Origin of the sequence: Mesorhizobium sp. BR1-1-13, assembly GCF_020165515.1 — a bacterium.
Classification (GTDB): Bacteria; Pseudomonadota; Alphaproteobacteria; order Rhizobiales; family Rhizobiaceae; genus Mesorhizobium.
Window position 1 is genome coordinate 70,005 of record NZ_JAIUIH010000002.1, and the last position, 24,425, is coordinate 94,429.

The 24,425-nt window shown below is 63.4% G+C and carries 20 protein-coding genes and 1 tRNA gene; 14 read left to right on the top strand and 7 right to left on the bottom strand.

The window, feature by feature from the left end:
• Nucleotides 1-30: 30 nt before the first annotated feature.
• Nucleotides 31-693 (top strand): haloacid dehalogenase type II, encoded by a 663-nt coding sequence (locus LB533_RS04820; RefSeq protein ID WP_140494758.1) that lies wholly within the window; start codon nt 31-33, stop codon nt 691-693.
• Nucleotides 694-908: 215 nt separating this feature from the next.
• Entirely contained in the window at nt 909-1,733 is an 825-nt protein-coding gene (locus LB533_RS04825; RefSeq protein ID WP_140553967.1) for a L,D-transpeptidase, read from the top strand.
• Nucleotides 1,734-1,818: 85 nt separating this feature from the next.
• Here LB533_RS04825 and LB533_RS04830 read toward each other — a convergent pair whose 3' ends face one another.
• Nucleotides 1,819-3,357, bottom strand: a complete 1,539-nt coding sequence (locus LB533_RS04830; protein ID WP_140638748.1) for a helicase HerA-like C-terminal domain-containing protein — start codon at nt 3,355-3,357, stop codon at nt 1,819-1,821.
• A 283-nt stretch (nt 3,358-3,640) separates the two neighbouring features.
• On the opposite strand from LB533_RS04830, the gene LB533_RS04835 reads away from it, so the two are divergent.
• The 4 genes from LB533_RS04835 to LB533_RS04850 all read left to right on the top strand — a co-directional run bounded on the left by LB533_RS04835 (nt 3,641) and on the right by LB533_RS04850 (nt 7,918).
• The gene (locus LB533_RS04835) at nt 3,641-5,083 is read left to right on the top strand and encodes a methylmalonyl-CoA mutase subunit beta (RefSeq protein ID WP_140638747.1); all 1,443 of its coding nucleotides are present in this window, start codon (nt 3,641-3,643) and stop codon (nt 5,081-5,083) included.
• Complete coding sequence (gene scpA / locus LB533_RS04840) at nt 5,080-7,200, top strand: methylmalonyl-CoA mutase (RefSeq protein ID WP_140638746.1); 2,121 nt, start codon at nt 5,080-5,082, stop codon at nt 7,198-7,200. Before LB533_RS04835 ends, scpA begins: the two co-directional genes overlap by 4 nt.
• A 110-nt stretch (nt 7,201-7,310) precedes the next feature.
• The gene (locus tag LB533_RS04845; RefSeq protein ID WP_224676779.1) at nt 7,311-7,532 is read left to right on the top strand and encodes an AbrB/MazE/SpoVT family DNA-binding domain-containing protein; all 222 of its coding nucleotides are present in this window, start codon (nt 7,311-7,313) and stop codon (nt 7,530-7,532) included.
• Entirely contained in the window at nt 7,529-7,918 is a 390-nt protein-coding gene (locus tag LB533_RS04850; RefSeq protein WP_224676780.1) for a type II toxin-antitoxin system death-on-curing family toxin, read from the top strand. Before LB533_RS04845 ends, LB533_RS04850 begins: the two co-directional genes overlap by 4 nt.
• Before the next feature lie 9 nt (nt 7,919-7,927).
• Here LB533_RS04850 and greA read toward each other — a convergent pair whose 3' ends face one another.
• Entirely contained in the window at nt 7,928-8,404 is a 477-nt protein-coding gene (gene greA / locus LB533_RS04855) for a transcription elongation factor GreA (protein ID WP_224676781.1), read from the bottom strand.
• Between the two features lie 118 nt (nt 8,405-8,522).
• Between greA and LB533_RS04860 the strand changes: the two genes are divergently transcribed.
• Nucleotides 8,523-9,899: a TIGR03808 family TAT-translocated repetitive protein gene (locus LB533_RS04860; RefSeq protein ID WP_224676782.1), complete on the top strand. Its 1,377-nt coding sequence runs from the start codon at nt 8,523-8,525 to the stop codon at nt 9,897-9,899.
• A gap of 12 nt (nt 9,900-9,911) precedes the next feature.
• Here LB533_RS04860 and LB533_RS04865 read toward each other — a convergent pair whose 3' ends face one another.
• Nucleotides 9,912-10,916: an asparaginase gene (locus tag LB533_RS04865; RefSeq protein ID WP_224676783.1), complete on the bottom strand. Its 1,005-nt coding sequence runs from the start codon at nt 10,914-10,916 to the stop codon at nt 9,912-9,914.
• 26 nt (nt 10,917-10,942) lie between these two features.
• On the bottom strand, nt 10,943-12,109 hold the full coding sequence (locus LB533_RS04870) for an acetyl-CoA acetyltransferase (RefSeq protein WP_140638741.1): 1,167 nt from the start codon (nt 12,107-12,109) through the stop codon (nt 10,943-10,945).
• 187 nt (nt 12,110-12,296) lie between these two features.
• Here LB533_RS04870 and betI point away from each other — a divergent pair, with 187 nt between their 5' ends.
• Genes betI through betB form a run of 5 tightly spaced genes read left to right on the top strand, consistent with a single transcriptional unit; the run spans nt 12,297 to nt 18,597 of the window.
• Nucleotides 12,297-12,887, top strand: a complete 591-nt coding sequence (gene betI / locus LB533_RS04875) for a choline-responsive transcriptional repressor BetI (RefSeq protein WP_224676784.1) — start codon at nt 12,297-12,299, stop codon at nt 12,885-12,887.
• Nucleotides 12,884-14,413 carry a choline-sulfatase gene (betC, locus tag LB533_RS04880; RefSeq protein WP_224676785.1) on the top strand — a complete coding sequence of 510 codons (1,530 nt, stop codon included), beginning with the start codon at nt 12,884-12,886 and terminating at the stop codon, nt 14,411-14,413. Before betI ends, betC begins: the two co-directional genes overlap by 4 nt.
• Nucleotides 14,413-15,420, top strand: coding sequence for a threonine/serine dehydratase (locus tag LB533_RS04885; RefSeq protein WP_224676786.1), 1,008 nt, complete (start codon nt 14,413-14,415; stop codon nt 15,418-15,420). Before betC ends, LB533_RS04885 begins: the two co-directional genes overlap by 1 nt.
• A gap of 3 nt (nt 15,421-15,423) precedes the next feature.
• Complete coding sequence (gene betA, locus LB533_RS04890; protein WP_224676787.1) at nt 15,424-17,076, top strand: choline dehydrogenase; 1,653 nt, start codon at nt 15,424-15,426, stop codon at nt 17,074-17,076.
• A 57-nt stretch (nt 17,077-17,133) separates the two neighbouring features.
• A complete protein-coding gene (gene betB, locus LB533_RS04895) occupies nt 17,134-18,597 on the top strand; it encodes a betaine-aldehyde dehydrogenase (protein WP_224676788.1) in 1,464 nt (487 codons plus the stop codon).
• 79 nt (nt 18,598-18,676) lie between these two features.
• On the opposite strand, the gene LB533_RS04900 is transcribed toward betB, so the two are convergent.
• The gene (locus LB533_RS04900; protein WP_224676789.1) at nt 18,677-20,917 is read right to left on the bottom strand and encodes an AGE family epimerase/isomerase; all 2,241 of its coding nucleotides are present in this window, start codon (nt 20,915-20,917) and stop codon (nt 18,677-18,679) included.
• An 11-nt stretch (nt 20,918-20,928) separates the two neighbouring features.
• Entirely contained in the window at nt 20,929-22,233 is a 1,305-nt protein-coding gene (locus tag LB533_RS04905) for a phosphomannomutase/phosphoglucomutase (protein WP_224676790.1), read from the bottom strand.
• 200 nt (nt 22,234-22,433) lie between these two features.
• On the opposite strand from LB533_RS04905, the gene LB533_RS04910 reads away from it, so the two are divergent.
• A tRNA-Pro gene (locus tag LB533_RS04910) sits at nt 22,434-22,510 on the top strand.
• A gap of 131 nt (nt 22,511-22,641) precedes the next feature.
• Here the strand turns inward: LB533_RS04910 and LB533_RS04915 are convergent.
• Nucleotides 22,642-23,760 carry a glycosyltransferase family 9 protein gene (locus tag LB533_RS04915; protein WP_224676791.1) on the bottom strand — a complete coding sequence of 373 codons (1,119 nt, stop codon included), beginning with the start codon at nt 23,758-23,760 and terminating at the stop codon, nt 22,642-22,644.
• A gap of 304 nt (nt 23,761-24,064) precedes the next feature.
• Between LB533_RS04915 and LB533_RS04920 the strand changes: the two genes are divergently transcribed.
• Nucleotides 24,065-24,409 carry a hypothetical protein gene (locus LB533_RS04920; protein ID WP_224676981.1) on the top strand — a complete coding sequence of 115 codons (345 nt, stop codon included), beginning with the start codon at nt 24,065-24,067 and terminating at the stop codon, nt 24,407-24,409.
• The last annotated feature ends 16 nt before the right edge of the window (nt 24,410-24,425 follow it).

The window sequence follows — 24,425 nt, forward strand, 5'->3', positions numbered from 1 at the left end:
CTTGCCCCGCCTCGCCTCAAAACTGTTGCCATGCAATACGCCGCCTATGTTTTCGACGCCTACGGCACACTGTTCGATGTTCATGCCGCCGTGCGCCGCCACGCCGACGCCATCGGACCGGACGGCCAGTTGCTGTCCGAGATCTGGCGCGCCAAGCAACTCGAATATTCCTGGGTGCGCACGCTGATGGGCGCCTATGCCGATTTTTGGCAACTCACCGAGCAGGCACTTGATTTCGCGTTGCACAAGGTGCCCTCTGCCGATCCCGGCCTCAAGGCGGCATTGCTGGATGCCTATTGGCGGCTGGACTGCTATGCGGAAGTGCCCGCCGTACTGAAGGCGCTGAAGGCGTCCGGCGCCAAGCTGGCAATCCTGTCCAACGGTTCGCCGGAAATGCTGGAGGCAGCCGTTAAATCCGCGGCGCTCGATCAGGTGCTGGACGATATCTATTCCGTCGATGCGGTACGGCGCTTCAAGACCGATCCGTCGGTCTACGACATGGTCACCACGGGCTGGCGCCTTTATCCGGGTGCAGTCTCCTTCCAGTCGTCCAACCGCTGGGACATTGCCGGCGCGACCAAGTTCGGCTTCCGCACCGTGTGGATCAACCGCTCCAACCAGCCGGAGGAGTATCGGGATTTTCCACCGGCCCTGATCCTGCCGTCGCTCGATGCCCTTGTCACAGGTGGCTAACGCATGCGGCCCAAAAGTAATCCTTGTTTTCGCTCTAGCCGCACACCCCTGTGACCGTAGCGCCACAGTGGCGACGCGGTCACAGCTTCGCCTTTGTTTGTCCACCTTGAGGCCAGATTCGGAACCGCCTATCACGCCCAAGTGTTGATCAGGCACCCTCGCAACGGTCGGTATATTCATGCTTTGTTGCGATTTCAGACTTAAAGAAGGCAACCATGTTCCCAGCCGAAATCGAATCCTATCGCCTGAGCCGTCGCGGCTTTCTTAACGCCGCAGCCTTGGGCGCCGCCTCGATCGCGGTTTCCGCATGCGCCACCACCGGATCCGGGCCAGTCGAGCCACCACCACCGGCCTATGTCGAGCCGCCGCTCGCCGACTACGTGACGATGTACGCCGCCGTCAGCGATGGCGGTTTCGAAGTGCCGGCCATTCCCGTCGACAGGATCGATCCGCAATTCCTGCGCCAGATCGTGCCCGACCCGACCGGCCAGAAGCCGGGAACCATCGTCGTCGATACGACCGGCCACTTCCTCTATCTGGTTCGTCCGGGCGGTCAGGCGATCCGTTACGGCGTCGGCCTCGGCCGCGCCGGCTTCGAATGGTCTGGCGATGCCGTCGTCCAGTGGAAGCAGAAGTGGCCGAAATGGACGCCGCCGGACGAGATGATCGCCCGGCAGCCGGAACTGAGGCAATACAGCGCTGACAATGGCGGCATGCCGGGCGGGCTGAAAAACCCGCTCGGTGCACGTGCGCTCTATCTCTTCCAGGGCAACGTCGACACGCTCTACCGGCTGCACGGCTCGCCGGAATGGCGTTCGATCGGCAAGTCGGTGTCGTCGGGCTGCGTGCGCCTGATGAACCAGGACATTATAGACCTCTATGACCGCGTGCCTTCGAAGACCCCGGTCATCGTGACCAGCGACGCCAGCCAGCCCATGGTGGCGACCGCGAACCACAAAGCCATCCCGATCGATGCCGGCGTGCCGGACGGATCGGTGCTGCTTGGCCCGGTGAAAGCGGTGACCGACGCGATTTTCTGATCGGAGCGAGGGTGAATGCGGCGACTCACCGCCTTCACCCTCCACATCAACCTGTCCCTGCGTGACCGTTGCGCGATCGCGCTCCCTATCTGCCTCTCGACAGACTTCCGAGTATCCCGCGCACGATGGCGCGGCCGACCGACGAGCCGACGGAGCGCACTACCGACTTGATCGCGGCTTCCGCCACCGTCTGGCGGTTGGATGGGCGCGGTTGAGGCGAGCGTCTGCCGCCGGGCTGCTGCGGCGGGGCATCATTGCCGAAGCCCGGAATGGTCCAGCGTGAACGGCCTGCGTCGGCCTGTTGTGCCTCGGCATCCGCCGCGTCCTTGGCCTTCTTCTGCAGCATCTCGAAAGCCGATTCGCGATCGACACGCTCATCGTACTGGCCGATCACCGGGCTTTCCTGGATCAGCTTCTGCCGCTCGGCTGGGGTTATGGGCCCGAGTCGTGACGATGGCGGACGGATCAGCGTGCGCTGGACCATGGACGGGATGCCCTTGGCTTCCAGCATTGAAACCAGCGCTTCGCCGGTGCCCAGTTGCGTGATCACGGTCGCGCAATCGAAATCCGGATTTGGCCGGAACGTCTCGGCCGCGGTCCTTACCGCCTGCTGCTCGCGCGGCGTGTAGGCACGCAGCGCATGCTGGACGCGGTTGCCGAGCTGGGCCAGGACCTTCTCAGGAATATCCAAAGGGTTCTGCGTGACGAAATAGACGCCCACACCCTTCGAGCGGATCAGGCGCACCACCTGCTCGACGCGGTCGATCAGCACCTTCGGCGCGTCGTCGAAAAGCAGATGTGCCTCGTCGAAGAAGAAGACCAGCTTCGGCTGGTCGGGGTCGCCCACTTCGGGCAGTTCCTCGAACAGTTCCGACATCAGCCAAAGCAGGAACGTCGCGTAGAGTCGCGGATTCATCATCAGCTTGTCGGCGGCCAGCACGCTGATGGCGCCGCGGCCGTCGCGGGTGGTGCGCATGATGTCGGCGATGCGCAATGCCGGCTCGCCGAAGAAATTCGCCGCCCCCTGCTGTTCCAGCACCAGCAGCGTGCGCTGGATGGCGCCGACCGAGGGTTTCGTCACATTGCCGTAGCGGGCGCTGATCTCTTCGGCGCGCCCGGCGATATTGGCGAGCAGCGCCTGCAGGTCCTTGAGGTCGAGCAGCAGCAGGCCTTCCTCATCGGCGATGCGGAAGGCGATGTTCATGATGCCTTCCTGGGCTTCGGACAGATTCATTAACCGCGACAAGAGCAGCGGGCCCATCTCGGAGATGGCGGCGCGGATGGGGTGGCCCTGTTCGCCGAACAGATCCCAGAAGATGACGGGGAATTCCTGGAAGTCATAGGGGTCGAGCTTGACCTGCTCGGCGCGCTTGACCAGGAAATCCTGCGCCGTGCCCATCATGGCTATACCGGAGAGATCGCCCTTGATGTCGGCGCAGAACACCGGCACACCGGCATTGGAGAATCCCTCGGCCAATATTTGCAAGGTGACCGTCTTGCCGGTGCCGGTGGCACCGGTCACCAGGCCGTGACGGTTGCCATATTGCAAAAGCAGGTTTTCGGGACGCTGATAGCTGTCGTCGGGCTTGCGGCTGGCGCCGATGAAAATGGTGTCGTCAGCCATATGTCCGGTCTCCGCAAACTGCCGTGTATAAAACCAGCCCCTTGCCCGAAGGTATAGTGGGGCCCTTGCACAGCGACAATGGCGATCAGCGAAAATGGCCTTTTTTGGAGCTTGCGGATTTTGCCCATGTTTGGCAATCGTTCATGCTTCGTGCTCGAAGGCTGGTGTACGCTCGAGGGATCGAATTCGAGTCTTGGAAGCGCATTGCATTGCGGTATCGCACCGGGACCCGTAGACTGAAGTGCTCCAGGCTGATGCGGCCGCATAGTGACGAGGACAGTGGATGAGCGCCGGAGCCTTGACCAGGGATAACGAAGTTCCGAATGCCGACCGGCAGCGATGGCTGGCCTTGGCTGAAAGGGCGCTCGCCGGCGCATCTTTCGAGGAAAAACTGGTCTCGCACACTGATGACGGCATCCGCGTGGAACCGCTTTATGAGCGCGCGGCGGCGGCCGAGCCGATCGTGCGCGCCAACCCGGGATCGCCGTGGATCGTCAGCCAGCGCATCGACGATCCCGACATAGGTCGCGCCAAAGCCCAGGCGCTGGAGGACGTCGCGCAGGGTGCGACGGGATTGTCGCTCGTCTTCGAAGGCGCCCCGAACGCGTTCGGCTACGGCCTGCCGAGAACGGCGCAGGCGCTGGAGACGGTTCTGGACGGCATACCGTTAAACCGCGTCCAGATCCGCATCGACGCCCATCCGTGGAGCCGCCCCATGGCCGACTGGCTGGTGGCGTTCCTTGGCAAGCGCCGCTCCGACCCGGCAAAGCTCAACCTCTCCTTCGGCATCGATCCTGCGGCTATCCTGGCCGGAACCGGCCGGTTGCGCATGTCGATCGAGGCGCTGCAGGAATCCATGCCGCAATCGCTGGCGCATTTCTTTTCGATGGGCGTACCCGGCGTGCTGCTCGAGGCGGACGGGCGGGTGTTCCACAATGCCGGCGCCACGGAGGCGCAGGAGCTTGGCATCATGCTCGCTTCGGCCGTCTCGTATCTCAGGATGTTCGAGAAAGCGCGGCAACCGCTCGTCTACGCAGCGCCCCATATCGGGTTTGCGCTGAGCGCCGACCAGGATCAGTTCCTGTCGATTGCCAAGGTCAGGGCCTTGCGCAAGCTGTGGGCTCGCGTCCAAGAGGCCTGCTCGATCCCGACTTCGACGGCCAATATTCACGCCGAGACGTCGTTTCGGATGATGACGGCATTGGATCCGGAGACCAACATCCTGCGCACGACAATCGCCTGCTTCGCCGCGGCGGCGGGCGGAGCCGATTCGATCGCCATCCTGCCGCACACCGTCGCGCATGGCCTGCCGGCGCCTTTCGCACGCCGCGTGGCCCGTAACGCGCAGTTGATCATGGCCAATGAAAGCCACATCGATCAGGTCGCCGATCCTGCCTGCGGCTCCGGTGGCGTCGAAGCGCTCACCGCTGGCCTCTGCGAAGCGGCCTGGGCCGAGTTGCAGGCGATCGAGGCCGAGGGCGGCGTGCTGTCCAGCCTTCAGGACGGACGCATACAGGAACGCGTTCGCACCGCCGCCGCCCAGCGTGCTGCCGCCTTCCGATCCCGCGAGCGCGCCATCGTCGGCGCCACGCTCTATCCGCAGAAAACCGAGCGCGCTGTCGAGACGCTGGCCGCGGAGCGGCGACCTGCCTTCACGGAAGGCATCGTCATGTGCGAGCCGCTGTTTCCGGTCCGCATCGATCAAGCGATCGGAGCCGCTTCTTGATTCCGGATTTCAGCCAGGTCGGCTGGGCGCCGCCGCGGCGGGCGCGTGTCGAGATCAAGGGCCAGCGGATGACGCCGGAAGGCCTTGCCGTCAAACATCTGTACAATCAGGGCGACCTCAAGGGGCTGCCCCATCTCGACACCTATCCGGGCATGCCGCCCTTCGTGCGCGGACCCTATCCGACCATGTATGTCCAGCAGCCGTGGACGATCCGGCAGTATGCCGGTTTCTCGACCGCGGAAGAATCCAACGCCTTCTACAGGCGCAATCTTGCCGCCGGCCAGAAAGGCCTGTCGGTCGCCTTCGATCTCGCCACGCACCGCGGCTATGACAGCGATCATCCGCGGGTGGCCGGCGATGTCGGAATGGCGGGCGTGGCCATCGATTCCATCCTCGACATGCGCCAGCTCTTCGACGGCATTCCGCTCGGCGAGATGACGGTGTCGATGACCATGAACGGCGCGGTGCTGCCGGTCATGGCGCTCTACATTGTGGCGGCCGAGGAACAGGGCGTTGCGCAGAAGGACCTCACTGGCACCATTCAGAACGACATTCTGAAGGAGTTCATGGTCCGCAACACCTATATCTATCCGCCGAAGCCCTCGATGCGGATCGTGTCGGACATCTTCTCCTACACATCCAGGCATATGCCGAAATTCAACTCGATCTCGATCTCCGGCTACCATATGCAGGAGGCCGGCGCGACGGCGGACCTGGAGCTCGCCTATACGATTGCCGACGGAATCGAATATGCCCGCGCCGGCGTCGCCGCCGGGCTCGACATCGACCGCTTCGCCCCGCGCCTGTCCTTCTTCTGGGCTGTTGGCATGAACTTCTTCATGGAAGTCGCCAAGCTCAGGGCGGCGCGGCTTCTGTGGTCGAGCCTGATGATGAAGAATTTTGCGCCGAAGGACGAGCGTTCGCTGTCCTTGCGCACCCACTGCCAGACCTCTGGCTGGTCGCTGACGGCGCAGGATCCCTACAACAACATCATTCGTACGATGATCGAGGCGATGGCCGCCACACAGGGCCATACACAATCGCTGCACACCAATTCCTTCGACGAGGCCATGGCGCTGCCGACCGATCATTCGGCGCGTATCGCCCGCAACACGCAGCTGATCCTGCAAAAGGAATCCGGCACCACGCGCATCATCGATCCGTGGGGCGGTTCGGCTTATCTCGAGAGGCTGACGCATGATCTGGCGGCGCGTGCGCTTGCCCATATCGAGGAGGTCGAGGCGCTCGGCGGCATGGCCGCGGCGACCGAGAAGGGCATTCCCAAGCTGCGCATCGAAGAGGCCGCCGCCCGCACCCAGGCGCGCATCGATTCAGGCGAGCAGATGCTGGTCGGCGTCAACGCGCACCAGCCTGGTACGGATATCGAAGTCGACGTCTTGAAGATCGACAATGCCGAGGTAAGAGCCCGGCAGCTATCGAAGCTGCAGCGGCTGAAGGGCACGCGCGACGTCGCAGTGCTCGAGAATGCGCTCGCAGCGCTCTCCCGCGCGGCCGAGAGTGGCGACAACCTGCTCGAATTCGCCATCCATGCCGCGCGCGCCAATGCGACGGTCGGGGAGATTTCGCTGGCGCTGGAAAAGGTCTTTGGCCGCCACGTCGCGTCGGTGCAGACGATTTCCGGCGTCTACCGCCAGGCGCTCGGCGACAATCCGGCCGTCGACCGGCTGCAGCAGAAGATCGGCGCGTTCGAAAAGAAGACCGGCGGCAAGCCGCGCATCCTGGTCGCCAAAATGGGACAGGACGGACATGACCGCGGCCAGAAGGTGATCGCCACAGCCTTTGCCGACCTGGGCTTCGATGTCACCGTCGGCGCCATGTTCCAGACACCGGAGGAGATCGCGAAGCTCGCCCACGAGCAGGATGTGCACATTGTCGGCGCGTCATCGCTGGCGGCGGGACATCTCACGCTCATCCCCGAACTCAGCGATGCGCTGAAGAGGCTCGGGCACAGCGACATGCTGATCGTTGCCGGCGGCGTGATCCCTCCGCAGGACTATGATGCCGTGCTGCAAGCGGGTGCGGTGGAAATCTTCCCGCCCGGTACCGTGATCCCGGAAGCAGCGGAGCGGCTGATCGACCGGCTGCTGGTATCGTGAATTATCGGCAATGAGCGTGTCCGCGCCGACTCCCATTCGTAAGTTATAATATCTGTAGCAACGGCGCGGCGGTCGAGTTATAATTGACGTTGCAACAGGAGCACTCCAGCATGAACACCACCATTCGCAAGATCGGTAATTCCGAAGGGGTGATCCTGCCCAAGGAGCTACTCGCCCGCCTGAATCTCAAAGCCGGTGATCAGCTTCAGGTTCTCGAAACGGACAAGGACATCGTCCTCAAACCGGTCGACGATAGTTTCGAGCGGCAGATGGAAGCTGCTCGCAAGGTCATGGACAAGTACAAGGTCGCGCTTCAGAAGCTCGCCGAATGAACTGGGAGTTTCTGTCGCGCCGCGCGGTCGAAGCGATGCATGCCGAGCAATTGCGCCGGCATGGCGGCGCACAAGGTTTGCGGAATGAAAATGCACTCGAATCGGCGCTGGCCCAGGCCCAGAAAAAGGCTAATTACGGCACTCCGTCGATTGAAGATCTTGCAGCAGCCTATGTCTTCGGCATTGCCAGAAATCATGCCTTTGTCGACGGCAACAAACGCACGGCGATTGTCGCCGCCGGCGCCTTCCTGATCGTCAACGGTCACGTCCTGACGGCGGACAACGGCACGCTTTATGAATTCGTGATGGCTATCGCCGCCGGCGAGATCGATGAAGCGGGTGCCGCCGCATTCTTTCGCGACCATATCGTGAAGACTGAGGACTGACGTTGGGGTTCAGCCGCCCGCGCTCAGCTTGACGATTTCCCATTCCTTGCCGTTGACGGTGGCGACATCGCCGACCTTCTTGCCAAACAAAGCAATCGCCATTGGCGACACATGGGAAATGCTGCCTTTCGACGGGTCAGCCTCGTCCTCGCCGACGATCTTCCAGTGCACCTTCTTGCCGTCCTCCGCTTCGAGCGTGGCGCCCATGCCGAAGCGAATGACGTCGCTCCCGGGCTCGGGCACCGAAAGCTCGGCACTTTCGCGCCGCGCGGTCCAGTAGCGCAGGTCGCGAGATACCAGCGCGATACGCTCGCGGTCTCCCCGACGCTCGGCTTTGGCCAATATGTCGCGCAAATCGGCCAGATTCTCGTCGATCATTGCCAGGCCACGCTCCGTCACCAGGTTGCGGTGTTGGCTGATCGGCCGTTCGCCGACGCCTGCGATGGCGTTTTCGCTGTCTTCCTCGCGGGTAAAGGCTCTGCTCATTCCTTGAACTTATGCCTGCCCTCACGACTTCACAAGTGATTGCCCCTCGCCGGGGACGCAGGTGCCCGGCTGGCACGAATCCTGCCACGGGATGGGCAAAATGCCAGGACCTGTGCCGATGTTGAACAGACGCAAGCTGCTTGTCCGGACAGCCGGTTTTGCCGTGTTCGGGCTTTCGCTGGGCAAGGCAGCGGCCGCGGGCTTGCCCGGCATCGAGAAAGCCTCGATGCGCGGATCGATCAACGCCGCCGAGCTTGGCGTGCAACCCGGCACTTTTGACGATCAGAGCAAGGCTTTCGCCAAGCTGCTGCGCGAGGCCGGCGATCGCGATATGCCGGTGTTCCTGCAGCCCGGCACCTACGTCGTGTCCAACCTGACGCTGCCCGGCCGGGTGCGCCTTACCGGCGTGCCTGGCGCAACACGCATCGTCTATGGTGGCGACGGCCACCTGTTCATGGCCGAACAAGCCGATCACATCGAGCTCAGCGGCATAGTCCTCGACGGCTCAAACCGCTCGATGGGCGACTACGCGCAAGGACTGCTGGATCTGCGCCGCGTGGCGCATCTCATCGTCGACAATTGCCAGATAACCGGCAGCGGCAAGAACGGACTGGCGCTCGAGCACGCGGCGGGCCGGGTCGAGCGCACGGAAATATCCGGAGCGGCGGACGCCGGCATCTATTCGGTCGAGGCCGCAGGGCTGGCGATCACAGGCAACACCGTCTCCGACTGCGCCAATGGCGGCATCCTCGTGCACCGCTGGCAGGCGGCGGAGGACGGCACCATCGTCACCGGCAACCGGGTCGAACGCATCGCGGCGCGCGGCGGCGGCACAGGCCAGAACGGCAACGGCATCAATGCCTTCCGCGCCGCCAACGTGATCATCTCCGGCAATATCGTTTCGGACTGCGCATTCTCGGCCATTCGCGCCAACAGCGCCAGCAATCTGCAGGTATCGGGCAACACTTGCATGCGCTCCGGCGAGACCGCGGTCTACTCCGAATTCTCGTTCGAGGGCGCCGTCATCAGCAACAACGTCGTCGATGGGGCCGCCAACGGCATCTCGATCGTCAATTTCAACGAAGGGGGCCGCATGGGTGTTTGCTCCGGCAATATCGTGCGCAATCTGTCGACATCTGGCCCCTACCCCGCCGACCCGCCCGGTTTCGGCGTCGGCATCGGCGTCGAGGCCGACACCACCGTGTCCAACAATGTCGTCGAGAACGCGCCGCTCTACGGCATGCAGATCGGCTGGGGACCGTATCTACGCAATGTCGTGGCCACCGGCAACATCATCCGCAAGGCGGGCACCGGCATCGTGGTCAGCGTGGTCGACGGTGCCGGAACCGCCATCATCTCCGACAATGTCATCGACGGAGCGCGCAACGGCGCCATTGTCGGGCAGCGCTGGGCCGAGCCGGCGACAGGCGATCTGACATCATCGGACAAGACCGGCTTTACGCACCTGACGGTCGAGCGCAATCACGTCAGTTGAGCCCTGCTCTTTTCAGGCCAGCGCCGCCGTTGGCCTGAGCGCTCCGACCTTGGCGCCGATCCGGCTTTCGATGGGTGCGTTTGCCATTTCGAGCAGCTTCGCCGCCAGGGCTTCGTCCGCGCGCAACAGCCTTGCGAGGATGGCAGCAACCATAACTTCACTGGCACGGCTGGCGCCATCGTCGCATTTGAGCGCGATGCCGAGACCGAGTTCGGGAATTGCGGCACAATGAACGCCTTCAGCGCCGCCTTTCGCAAAAATCCGCCCGGGGGCGGCTTCCATCAACGCGACGTCTTCGCGGTCCGTTCCGGCAACAAAGAACGGCTCTGCCATGCAGGCGGCCAGCAGACGGTTTGCAGCTTTGGCTCGCACCGGTGCAAAACCCGTCCCGGTCGCCATCCGGGCAAAGCCCAGTGCGAAACTCCTGAGCGGCACCGCGTAGGTCGGGATCGAACAGCCATCGGTCGCGCGCTCGTCGGCGCCGTGGCGGGCTCCCGTTACCGCTTGCATAGCGTCGCGCACCATTTCCTGCAAGGCGTGATCCGCCCTGACATAGCCGCGATGCGCGATGCCCGCGTGGACGCAGGTGCAGAGGAAGCCCGAATGCTTGCCGGAGCAGTTGTTGTGCAGCGCGCTGGGCGAGCCGCCGGCACGCGCAAGTGTTATCTCCGCATCATGGTTTGAGGGCCAGTGCGTGCCGCATTCAAGCGCCGACCCGTCCAGCCCGGCCCTGGCGAGCATCGACCTGGCCAGTTCGACATGGGCCGGTTCGCCCGAATGGGAGGCACAGGCCAGCGCCAGTTCGCGGTTGCCGAAGCCATAGGCATCGGCAGCCCCCGTCTCGACCAGCGGAAGCGCCTGGATCGCCTTGACCGCGGAGCGCGGAAACACCGGCCGCGATGTGTCGCCGATCTCCAGAACCGGCTTGCCATCGGCGCCGAAAACCGCGACAGCGCCTCGGTGGGCGCTCTCGACGATGGCGCCACGCAGAACTTCGATCAGAACCGGATTTGTCATGTTGCCCCCGCGGATGCGGGTCGCTTTTACCGAATCCGGTCGAGAATGGAAACGTAATTGGCGACCGCCGCACCGCCCATATTGAAGATGCCGCCGAGTTTGGCGCCCGGCACCTGGATGCCGCCGGCCTCGCCGACAAGCTGCATGGCGCTCAGCACATGCATCGACACCCCGGTGGCGCCGATCGGATGGCCCTTTGCCTTCAGCCCGCCGGAAGGGTTGACCGGCAGCCGTCCGTCCTTTGCGGTCGTGCCGTCCAGCGCCAGTTTGGCGCCCTCGCCGGGCTTCGCCAGGCCCATGGCTTCATATTCGATCAATTCGGCGATGGTGAAGCAGTCATGCGTCTCGACGAAGGAGAGGTCGTCAAGCGTCACGCCGGCCTTCTTCAGCGCCCGGCTCCAGGCCTGCTCACAACCTTCGAAGGTCAGGATGTCGCGCTTCGACATCGGCAGGAAATCCTGCACGTGCTCATTGGCGCGGAAGGTGACGGCGCGGCGCATCTTCAGGGCGGTTGCGGTGTCGGTGAGAACAAGCGCGGCGGCACCGTCAGAGACCAGCGAGCAGTCGGTGCGCTTCAAGGGACCGGCTACGAAAGGGTTCTTCTCGCTCTCCTGGCGGCAGAACTCGTAACCGAAATCCTTGCGCATCTGTGCATAGGGGTTGTCGACGCCGTTCTTGTGGTTCTTGGCGGCGATCATGGCAAGCGCGTCGGACTGGTCGCCATAGCGCTGGAAATAGGCCTGCGCGATCTTCCCGAAGACGCCGGCAAAGCCTGCCGGCGTCTCGCCGTCTTCGGGGAGATACGAGGCCTTGAGCAGGTTCTTGCCGATCTCGGGACCGGGCGTCGTCGTCATCTGCTCGGCGCCGACCACCAGCACGATGCGGGCGGCATTGGCATCGATGGCGCGGATGCCTTGCCTGACCGCGGCCGAACCGGTGGCACAGGCGTTCTCGACGCGCGTCGCCGGCTTGAAGCGCAGCCGGTCGTCGGCCTGAAGGACAAGGCTGGCGGTGAAATCCTGCGCGGAAAAGCCGGCGTTGAAATGCCCGAGCACGATCTCGTCGACATCGTCCGGACCAATGCCGGCATGGTCAAGCGCCTCCGTTGCCACTTTGACGATCAGGCTCTCCAGCGTCTCGCCTTCGAGTTTACCGAAGCGGGAATGCGCCCAGCCGACGATGCATGCGGTCATGACAACCTCCGTTTGCCGCGAAGCCTAACACGTCATGTCGCGGCATGAGCACTCAATATTGTTCAATAATGAACCGTTTTCCAGTCCCTGGGATGGGCCAGAATGGATAATTGGTTATTCGCCTCGCCCGATTTTTGTTGATTGACCCGTCAATAAAAAATAATCTTCGGCAAACATCGGGAACGGCATGCCGAAAGTCGGAATGGAGCCACTGCGCCGCAAGGCGCTCATCGACGCAACGATCTCGGCGATCGGCGAGCGCGGCTCGCTTGACGTGACGATGTCGGAGATCGCCGGGCGCGCCGGCGTGTCATCGGCGCTTGCCCATCACTATTTTGGCGCCAAGGATGAACTGCTGTTCGCGACGATGCGCCACATCCTGGCCGAACTGAACACGGACATGCGGCGCGCGCTCCAGTCCGCTGGTTCCCCCCGCGAACGGGTCTCGGCTGTGGTGGCCGTCAATTTCTCCGACATCCAGTTCCGGGCCGAAACGATCGCCGCCTGGCTCGCCTTCTATGTCGAGGCACAAAAATCGGCGGCGCTGCGCCGGCTGCTCAGGATTTATGCGCGGCGGCTGCATTCGAACCTGATGAGCGGGCTGGCCGGCATCCTGTCCCGAGCCGAGGCCGATCGCGTCGCCGAAGCGACGGCGGCAATGATCGACGGGCTCTACATCAGGCGGGCGCTCAAGGACGGCGTGCCCGATGCCGCGACCGCGATCGCATTGGTCGAAGACTATCTCGAAACGAAACTCAGCGGACGGCAGACGCAGTGACACGCAAGCAACCAAATTTCCTGGTCGTCATGGTCGATCAGCTCAACGGAACTTTCTTTCCCGACGGGCCGGCTGACTTCCTGCACGCGCCGCATCTGAAGGCATTGGCCGCCCGCTCGGCGCGCTTCCGCAACAATTACACCGGCTCGCCGCTCTGTGCGCCCGGCCGTGCCTCGTTCATGAGCGGCCAGTTGCCGTCGCGCACCGGAGTCTATGACAACGCCGCCGAGTTCGCCTCGTCGATCCCGACATTCGCTCATCATCTGCGCGCCGCCGGCTACCATACTTGCCTGTCGGGCAAGATGCACTTCGTCGGGCCGGACCAGTTGCACGGCTTCGAGGAACGGCTGACCACGGACATCTACCCCGCCGATTTCGGTTGGACGCCGGACTATCGCAAGCCCGGCGAGCGCATCGACTGGTGGTATCACAATCTGGGTTCGGTGACCGGGGCCGGCATCGCGGAAACCACCAACCAGATGGAATATGACGACGAGGTCGTGTTCCTCGCCACGCAGAAGCTCTATCAGCTTTCCCGCGAACAGGACGATGAGGAGCGCCGGCCATGGTGCCTGACCGTTTCGCTGTCGCATCCGCACGACCCCTACGTCGCGCGCAAGCAGTACTGGGATCTCTACGAAAATTGCCAGGCGCTCGACCCGGAAACCGGCTTTATCGCGTATGACGCACAGGACAGGCATTCGCAGCGGCTGTATGTCGCCAGCGATTATCCTTCGTTCCAGATCACCCCTGAGCAGGTGCGCCGTTCGCGGCGCGGCTATTTCGCCAATATTTCCTATGTCGACGACAAGCTCGGCGAGCTCCTGGACGTCCTCAAGCGGACGCGCATGCTCGACGACACCACCATCCTGTTCTGCTCCGACCATGGCGACATGCTCGGCGAGCGCGGCCTATGGTTCAAGATGAGCTTCTTCGAGGGCTCGGCGCGGGTGCCGCTGATGGTTGCCGGCAGGGGCGTTGCGGCCGGGCTGATCGAAGCGCCGGTTTCCAATCTCGACGTGACTCCGACGCTTTGCGACCTCGCCGGCATCGACATCGATGCCGTCGCGCCATGGACCGATGGCCAGTCGCTGCTGCCTCTGATCGACGGTGAGCGGCGCAGCGCGCCTGTGCTGATGGAATATGCGGCTGAGGGTTCATACGCGCCTCTGGTGGCTATCCGCGAGGGCCGATACAAGTTCGTCCATTGCGAGCTCGATGCGCCGCAACTGTTCGATCTCCAATCCGATCCGCTGGAGCGGGAAAACCTCGCTGCCGATCCGGCCAACGAACCGCTGGTCGCGGCGTTCATGGACAAGGTGCGGGCGCGCTGGGACATGGCCGCTTTCGACGCTGCGGTTCGCGAAAGCCAGGCGCGCCGCTGGGTCGTGTATCGGGCGCTGCGCAACGGCGCCTACTACCCCTGGGATTTCCAACCGCTGCAGAAAGCGTCCGAGCGCTACATGCGCAACCACATGAACCTCGACAATCTCGAGGAGAGCAAACGGTATCCGCGAGGCGAATGATGACTACTACGCTTGTTCCCTCACTCGACCACCTGAAGCAAGCCTATGCGGTCACCGCCAAGGCGACGCAGATCACGCCGCTGCTGGAATCGGCGGCGCTCGCCAGGGAAACCGGCGCCGCTCGCGTCTTCGTCAAGGCGGAATCGCTGCAATGGGCGGGATCGTTCAAGGTGCGGGGCGCCTATTGGCGGCTGAAGCGGCTGTCGCCCGACGAAGTCAAGAAGGGAGTCGTCGCTTATTCTTCCGGCAATTTCGCGCAAGGACTGGCGGCTGCGGGCCAGGTGCTCGGCATTCCCGTCACCATCGTCATGCCGATCGACGCGCCGGCCGCCAAGCGCGACGCCACAGCAGGCTACGGCGCGCGCGTGGTGCTTACCGATCACGGCGAGCGCGCGCGTGAGGAAGTCGCGGCCGCCAAGGCGCGCGAGATCGCCGACACCGAAGGGCTGACATTGCTGCATCCCTTCGACGATCCGGAAATCGTGGCCGGCCAGGCAGGTGCCGGGTTGGAGGCGCTGGAGCAGCTTTCTGCCAAGGGCGCGAAGGCGGACGTGCTGTTCTGCTCGGTCGGCGGCGGCGGCCTGATCGGCGGCGTTTCGCTCGCCTTTCACCACCTGTCGCCCGCCACAGAAATCATCGGCGTCGAGCCCGAAGGTTTCAACGGCATGGGCGCCTCGTTGGCGCATGGCAGCATCGAGACCATGCCGCTCGCCCCGAATTCGATCTGTGACGGGCTGATGTCGCGGCGGCCCGGCGACGCGCCGTTCGCGGCGGTCAGAACCGCCGGCGTTCGCGGCATCACCGTCGACGACGCCTTGGTGCGGCGGGCAATGAAAATCGCCTTCGAGCGGATGAAGCTGGTGCTTGAGCCGTCCGGAGCTGCCTCGCTGGCAGCACTGCTCGGCGGCAAGGTGGATGTGGCCGGCAAGACCGTCCTTGTGGTGGCTACCGGCGGCAATGTCTCGCTCGCCGATTTCATCACACATATGAACGATGGGCGCATATGAACAATGCTTGAAGCGGATTTCGTCATCATCGGCTCCGGCTCCGCCGGCTCGGCCATGGCCTATCGCCTGTCGGAGGATGGCAAGCACTCGGTCATCGTTATCGAATTCGGCGGCTCCGATGTCGGGCCGCTGATCCAGATGCCATCGGCGCTGTCGATCCCGCTCAACATGAGCCTCTACGACTGGGGCTTCGCCAGCGAACCGGAGCCGCATCTCGGCGGCCGCGTGCTGGCGACGCCGCGCGGCAAGGTGATTGGAGGCTCGTCCTCGATCAACGGCATGGTCTATGTGCGCGGCCACGCCCGCGACTTCGACCACTGGGCCGAACAGGGAGCCGCCGGCTGGGGTTTTGCCGACGTGCTTCCCTATTTCAAGCGCATGGAAGATGCGGATGGCGGCGAGGACGGCTGGCGGGGCCATGGCGGGCCGCTGCATGTGCGGCGCGGCACGCGGAAAAATCCGCTCTATGGCGCCTTCGTCGAAGCGGGCCGCCAGGCCGGCTTCGAACTGACCGACGACTATAACGGCTCCAGGCAAGAGGGGTTCGGCCCGATGGAGCAGACCATTTTCGGCGGCCGCCGCTGGTCGGCGGCATCAGCCTATCTGAGGCCGGCGCTCAGGCGCAAAAACGTAAGCCTGGTCAAGGGCTTTGCGCGACGGGTGATCATCGAGAATCAACGCGCCACCGGGGTCGAAATCGAAGCTCGCAAACAGATTCAAGTCGTTAAGGCGCGACGTGAGGTGATCGTCGCGGCATCGTCGATCAACTCGCCGAAAATCCTGATGCTGTCGGGCATCGGGCCTGCAGAGCATCTCAGGGAAAACGGCATCGCGGTGGTGGCCGATAGACCCGGCGTCGGCCGCAACCTGCAGGACCATCTGGAACTTTATATCCAGCAGGAATCGACAAAGCCGATCACGCTGAATTCGGTGCTCAACCCGTTCTCCAAGGCGATGATCGGGGCGCAGTGGCTGTTCTTCAAGACCGGCCTTGGCGCCACCAATCATTTCGAGGCGGCGGCTTTCGTGCGCTCGCGCGCCGGCGTCGACTATCCGGATATCCAGTACCACTTCATCCCGGCGGCGGTGCGCTATGACGGCAAGGCGGCGGCGAAGTCGCATGGTTTTCAGGCGCATGTCGGGCCAATGCGCTCGAAGTCGCGCGGCTCGGTGACGCTGCGCTCGCCGGATCCGAATTCGAAACCGGTGATCCACTTCAACTACATGTCGCATCCCGACGACTGGAGCGAATTCCGCCACTGCATCAGGCTGACGCGCGAGATTTTCGGCCAGAAGGCCTTCGACGGCTTCCGTGGCCAGGAAATTTCCCCCGGCAGCCACGTGCAGTCGGACGACGATCTCGACATCTTCATCAGGGATCACGCCGAAAGCGCCTATCATCCCTGCGGCACCTGCCGGATGGGCCGCACCGACGACGTCAAGAGCGTCGTCGATCCGGAATGCCGCGTGATCGGGGTCGAGGGCCTACGCGTGGCCGATTCCTCGATCTTCCCGCGCGTCACCAACGGCAATCTCAACGCGCCGTCGATCATGACTGGCGAGAAGGCATCCGACCATATCCTTGGCCGCACGCCGCTGGCGCCTTCCAACCAGGAACCATGGATCAATCCCCGCTGGCAGGCGTCCGACAGATAGAGCATGATCGTGCAACCGCACGATCGGCATGCCGCGAAAGACGATTTGGAGAAGCCCATGCGCGCCCAGCCAACGGCATCGCACTATGTCAACGGACGCTACATAGACGACGAGCAAGGCGCGCCACTGCCGGTCGTCTATCCGGCAACCGGCGAGACCATCGCCCTTTTACGCTCGGCGACGCCGAACGTGCTGGAACTCGCCATCGAGGCGGCGCGTGCCGCGCAACCGGCTTGGGCGCGGCTGAAGCCGGTGGAGCGCGGCCGCGTCCTGCGCCGCGCCGCCGACATCTTGCGCGCCCGCAATGCCGATCTTGCCCGCCTCGAGACGCTCGACACCGGCAAGGCGATCCAGGAAACGCTGGTGGCGGATGCCCCATCGGCCGCGGATTGCCTGGAATATTTCGGAGGCGCGGTTGCCGCCTACAATGGCGAGGCTGTCGATCTGGGCGGACCTTTTGCCTACACGCGGCGTGAGGCACTCGGCGTTTGCGTCGGCATAGGCGCCTGGAACTACCCGATCCAGATCGCCGGCTGGAAATCCGCGCCCGCGCTCGCCATGGGCAACGCCATGGTGTTCAAACCATCGGAAAACACGCCATTGTCTGCATTGGCACTGGCCGAGATCTACAGCGAGGCAGGCCTGCCCGACGGGCTGTTCAACGTCGTGCAAGGCTATGGCGATGTCGGCGCCAGCCTCGTCGGCCACGACGTCGTAGCCAAGGTGTCGGTGACCGGCTCGGTGCCGACCGGCCGCAAGGTGCTGTCGCTCGCCGGCTCGAAGATGAAGCACGCGACGATGGAACTCGGCGGCAAGTCGCCGCTGATCGTCTTCGACGACGCCGATCTCGAGAATGCCATCGGCGGCGCCATGCTCGGCAATTTCTATTCGACGGGGCAGATCTGCTCCAACGGCACGCGCGTCTTCGTCCAGAAGGGCATCCATGACCGCTTCGTCGACCGGCTCGTCGAGCGAACCAAGAAGATCCGCATCGGCGATCCGCTCGATGGCGAAACCCAGATGGGGCCGCTGGTCAGCAAGGCACAGCAGGAGAAGGTCGTCTCCTACATCGCGGCGGGCAGGCAAGAAGGCGCCACGCTCGCCTGCGGCGGCAACGTGCCTTCGCTGCAAGGTTTTGAAGACGGCTTCTTCGTCGAGCCGACGGTGTTCACCGGGGTGATCGACAGCATGCGCATCGCGCGCGAGGAAATCTTCGGGCCTGTCATGAGCGTGCTGAAATTCGACGGCGAGGACGAGGTGGTCGAGCGCGCCAACGACACCGAGTTCGGCCTCGCGGCCGGCGTGTTCACGCGCGACCTGCCGCGCGCGCACCGTGTCATCGCCGAGTTGCAGGCCGGCACGTGCTGGATCAACGCCTACAACCTGACGCCGGTCGAAATCCCCTTCGGCGGTGTCAAGCAATCCGGCATCGGGCGAGAAAATTCACTGGCCGCGCTGGCGCTCTATTCGCAGCTGAAGGCGGTTTATGTCGAGACCGGGGATGTGGCGGCGCCTTATTGAATTGGCGAAAGCCGACGTGACTGCCAATCTCTCTTGCTAGCGCGGAGATTGGCAGCGCCGACATTACCGTTAGCTCGCCTCAGCCGCTCTTCTCCACGGTTCCATCCAGATACTGTGTCAGCGCGCAGACGAGATGATAAAAAATGCTGGCCGGCACATCTGATGCCAGCGAGCGGCCGCGCTCGTCGATGCGGTCGATCCAGAGACCCAGCGGTGCCGGATCGATGTGCCAGCGGAACAGCCGGCCGACGCGCGCCTCGATCTCGGGCTTGAGGTCCGGCCCGCCGGAGCCGTCCAGCGCCATTGCCGCCTTCACCGCCTCCGCCTGCGGCCAGCTGCGCGATGTCTGGTCGATCGGCAGGCCCTGGCGTGACACGGCGCCATAGGCAAGCCCGGTGGCGCGGTTGAGACCGTTGGCGACGGCCGAGGCATAGAGCTTGCGGGCGAAGCCGGCGAGTTCGGTCTGGCCGCTGCGGGCGGCGAAATCGACAAGCAGCGAGGCCCATTCGAAATGATGGCCGGGCTCGGTCCGGGTCCCTTTCTCGCCGGAGGCAGGTTTCCATTCGGCGTCGAAATATTCACCCAAGGTCCAGCTTTCGGGATCGAAGAAATGGCTGCGGAACAAGTCGATGATACGCGCCGCGCGGCGCAGATAGGCGCGCTCGCCTGTCGCCTGATGCCAGGCGAGGAAGGCTTCCAGGAGATGCATATGTGGATTGGAGCGCCGCTCGCCCTGCCCGTCCGAGGTCTCGAGGAAGCCCGTCATGCGGCTGTCCTCGAGGTGGGCATCGAGGAAGTCGAAGGTCTCCTGGCCAAGCCGCAGGGCGCCCGGATGGCCCGATATATGGGCATGCGCGAGGGCCAGAAGCACGCAGGAATGGTCGTAAGCATCCTCAACCGGGTCGGCGACCGAACCGTCGATGTTGAGGGTACGAACCCAGCCACCCCTTTCCGTTCGGCCGCTGCCGGCCATGAAGTCGATGCCATGGGCGATCAGCCGGTCGGCCGGGCCTTCCCAGCCGCGTTGCTTGGCGACCGCAAAGGCGTAGACTTGGCGGGCCTGCGTGCGCATGCGCTTGGGTTTCATCAGCGGCGTGGCGTCGAAGCCAAGCGCCTCGTGGAAGCCGCCATGGCGTTCGTCCACACCCGATGTCGACCATAGCGGCAGCGTCTCCTGGAACAGCCAATGATGGACGCGGCGGCGCCAGGCGCCGCTTTCGATGACCCGGTCGTGGGCAGGCGTGAAGCGGGTTTCCAGCCGGCCGGATTTTTCGAGCTGCTCGACGATCTTCTTGACGTGCTGGCTGTGGCTGACCGGGGCGACGAAAGTCGCGTCCGATGTCGAGACGATGGCGACATCCCTCATGCCGATGGCCGACAGCAGCCGGCCATCGCTGCGAATGTAGGAATTCTCGCAGTCGATGGCGACGACGTCGCCGACGATGACGTTGCCCTGGCCATCGGCAGGTCCGACATCGAGCAGCGACTGCCAGGAGCCGAGATCGTTCCAGCGAAAGCCGGCCGGCACCATGGCGATGTCCTTTGCCCGCTCCATGATGGCGTAGTCGATCGAGGTCGAAGGAATGGCGTCGTAGAGGTCCACCGGCATGTAAAGGCCGGAAAGATCCGATGTCGCCGCCCTGTAGGCCACTTCGGTCGCCTGCCAGATTCTCGGCTCGAAAGCCGCGAAGGCATCGCGCATCGCGCCGGCGCGAAACAGGAAGATGCCGGTGTTCCAGTGGAAATTGCCGGCTTCGAGATAGGCCTGCGCGGTGGCAAGGTCGGGCTTTTCGACGAAGCGCGAGACATCGAACACGCCTGCTCTTTCGGCGGCGACCTCGATGTAGCCGTAGCCGATCTCCGGCTGTGTCGGCCTGATGCCGAACACCACCAGCCGCCCGGCGCTGGCAGCGGCAGCGCCCGCCTCGACGCTCTGCCAGAATTGCCGCGCGGTCGAGATCTCGTGATCGGACGGCACCACCAGAACCAATTCGTCGCCGAATTCGGAGAGCGTGCGCATGCTTGCCAGCGCCACCGCCGCGGCAGTGTTGCGGCCCGCAGGCTCGAACATTGGACCCCCGCCGGCAAGATTTATACCCGCGAGATCGGCATGGACGCGCTCGGCATGCCGTTCAGAAGCGATCAGGAAGATGGGCGTCTCACCCCCCGGCCGTGACGCCAGCCGGCGCAAGGTCTTTGCCAGCATCGAGCCGTCGCCCGAGAGGTCATGGAACTGCTTGGGATTGTCCTCGCGCGACAGCGGCCAGAGCCGCGCGCCGACACCGCCGCTCATGACGAAACTGACGATGCGCTGGCTCATGGACACCCTTGTCAAAAAGTCTGATTGTAGGCGCCGACTTCCGGACTGCGGCGCAGCACGGCGTCGACGGCCTCGAACATCTGCCGGCGCCGTCGCGACGATACCGGGCTCTCCACCACCACGACAAGCTCCGGCTTGTTGGAGGAGGCCCGCACCAAGCCCCAGGTGCCGTCCTCGGCGACCACACGCACGCCATTGACGGTGATCAGCGCCGCTATCTTGTGACCGGCGAAGGCTTCGCCCTTGCGCTGCATTGCCTGGAAGTCCGCCACCACCCGGTCAACCACGCCGTATTTGACCTCGTCCGCGCAATGCGCCGACATGGTCGGCGTGCCAAAAGTCAGCGGCAGCGTGCGGTAGAGATCCGCCATCGAACGCTTCGGATTGCGGTCGAGCATCTCACAGACAGCGATCGCAGTGGCGAGGCCGTCGTCGTAGCCGCGGCCGATCGGCGGGTTGAAGAAGAAATGGCCTGATTTCTCAAAGCCGGCAAGGGCGCCGAGCTCGGCGACGCGCCGCTTGATGTAGGAATGGCCGGTTTTCCAGTAGTCGATGACGGCGCCGTGGCCCTTAAGCACGCTGTCGGTGGCGAACAGCCCGGTTGACTTGACGTCGGTGACGAAGGTCGAGCCCGGATGGAGCAGCGAAATATCCCGCGCAAGCATGACGCCGACCTTGTCGGCGAAGATCTCTTTGCCCTCATTGTCGACGACGCCGCAGCGGTCGCCGTCGCGGCCGAGACGCTTATCCCTGGTCAGATCGTCGAGATAGATCTCACGGACACCGGCGACGAATTCATAGGCGCCGCCGCCGGGAAGGTCGAAGTCGCCGGCCAGCACGATCGCCTTCAGCGCGCTCATCTCCTGCGGACCGAAGGTCAGGGGCCGCGCCGCGCCCATCTTGACGCCGGTCCAGCCATTCTCGTTGTGCGACGCCGTGACCATGGCGACGGACGGCGTGTCCAGCGCGAATTGAGCAAAATAGGCCATTGGCGACAGCGCCAGACCGATATCCCTGACCCGTGCGCCGGCGGCCATCAGGCCGGAGACCAGCGCCAGCTTGATGGACAGCGAATAGGAGCGGAAATCATGGTCGGTGACAATGTCGGGCCCGGCACCCAGCCGGCGAATCAAGGTGCCGAGTCCCATGCCCAGCGCCTGGACGCCGATCAGATTGAGCTCCGGCGGCTGCGACGAGGCAGGATGTCCGAACCACCAGCGCGCGTCATATTCGCGGAAGCCAGACGCCTTGATCAGCGCTTGGGTTTCGAATCCGAAACTGTTGGGCCGGGCTTCGCCAACGATCCTGAGGGTCAAGACTGCAAATCTCCGAGCGGCTGGAAAACACAAATCGCGCAAACGGTTGCCGACCGGTCCCTAACACGGAAGCCTTTAAGTGACGTTTATTCGAGGCGCTGAAACAGGCTCGCGAAGAAAGCTGGCGAAATGCGACAGAAGTGCTGCCATTGACGCTTGCAGGAACCAGATGCGGCGGCTATAAGCCCGCGGTCTGGTCACGGAGTGTAGCGCAGCCTGGTAGCGCACCTCGTTCGGGACGAGGGGGTCGCAGGTTCAAATCCTGCCACTCCGACCAGAAAAACAAAGCGCCAGGCGTGTTTGTTGTTCCCGCTGCAGCGGCTCGATGTTTGATCGTCGCCTGCTCCAATTCATCGCGTTACGCAATTCCGGACGGAAAAACCGCTGCGCAGTTTTCCTGGAATTGCTTTAGCTGACGCGTTCTATGAGTTCGATTGCCGCTTTTGTGACGTCGGCGGCATCAAGCCGTTGAACGCAATAAACGCCCCCTGCATTGCCCACCTTGCAGAGGCCCGGCGCTATGCACTTGCATGGCATCGGAGGCTGCAGCGTACGGTTAGGAACGCCAAGAGGGCCCCAGATGTCGGGTTGGGTCAGACCGAACAGGCCAACGACGGGCGTTTTCATCGCCGCGGCCAGGTGCATGGGTCCGCTCTCGTTGCCAAGGAAGATCAGGGCCTCGCCCAGCAGGGGCAAAAGGGTTGTCAGGGGTGCCTGGCCAACGAGATTCACGATCGGCGATGTTGCCGCATCCAACACCTTGCCTGCGATACCTGCCTCGTCGGGGCCGCCAACGATGACTGCCCGCAGACCCTTTCGCCGGTAAATCTCTCCCAGGACCGAAGCGAAACGGTCCGGCTGCCAGCAACGCCCTGGGAAACTGGCGCCGGCATGGACGGCGACAAACGATTTCCTTTCCAATTCGTGTCGGGCAAGCAACTGTTTTGCCTGACGCGAACCGGATTCGGTTGGCTTGAGGGACGGGATAGGATCGGTCACAGGAATGCCAAGGGCAAACAGCGGCGACAGGTACCGATGCAGATAATGCTCACCGCCATGGCCGTATGTGGCGGCAAAGATGTTGGCGCTTTGGCGCTCCCAGAATTTCAGGGGCTGCTCCGATGGAACATAGCCTACGCGAAAAGGCGCCTTGACGAAGCGCATGACAAGCCGTGATGTCTTGGAGTCGGACAGATCGATGATAAGATCATAATCCGACTTCCTCAGATCGTGCAGGAGCCTGGACATTCCGGACATGCGCTCGAAAGGGGAGCCGCGCATTTTGCCGCGATCGAGCGAAACCACGCTGTCGGCGATGCCTTGCTCCAGAACGAATTTCGCCAGCGCCGCCTGGCATAGCATGGTGATCGTCGCGTTCGGAAACTCTGCCCGCAGATGCCTGACCAGAACCGAAGTTAGAACAACATCCCCGATAAACTTCGTCTGATTTATGAGTATTGATTGTACGTTGTCAGCCTTCGGCAGCGCCTTTGCCGGCTCTTTTGAATTCTTGATCCAACTTTTCATGGAATGACTATTCCATTTCAGCCAAAAAGAATCCAAAATTTTCGACAAACGATCGATCTAGGCAATAGCCGCGCAATGACAAGCTCGTTCTGTCCGCTGATATAGGATATCGCCTCAGCCATCAACCAGCCAGGAATATTTGTCAACGCAGATGGGGCTCGCAGGCTCTCTTTCAAGGGTTCCGCCGAGGCCGAACTCGTGACCGTCGTGAATGTGAATGACCCCGGTTCGTTTCGGCGTACGTACGAATGCGGGCATATCGGAGGGTGGCCATGGTCGCTTACGCTGGAGTAAGGTCGTGGACATGAAATTGCAGTCGACCGCCAGCAGGCCGTTCATCCCCGTGCTCCTTCTCGCCCTTGTCGGAGGCTGCGCGTCGACCAGCGGATCGATCGACCGGGCGAATTACGACAAGATGACATGCGCCGAACTGAACAGCGCCATAGGCGAAACCGCCAGAGGCATCTCGCAGACAGCCATCACGCGCGGCAAGGTCGCCAGCACCAGTGTTCCGAGATGGCTGCTGGGCGGCTCAAGCGTCAAGGCCGCGGTCGCCAATCGCGAAACAGCCAGGATCGACCAGCTAAAGCAGCAGCAAGCGGCCATGGCCGCCGCCAGGGCGCGCAAATGCCCAGGGCTGGCGAATTGAGCTAAGGCGCCGCTGC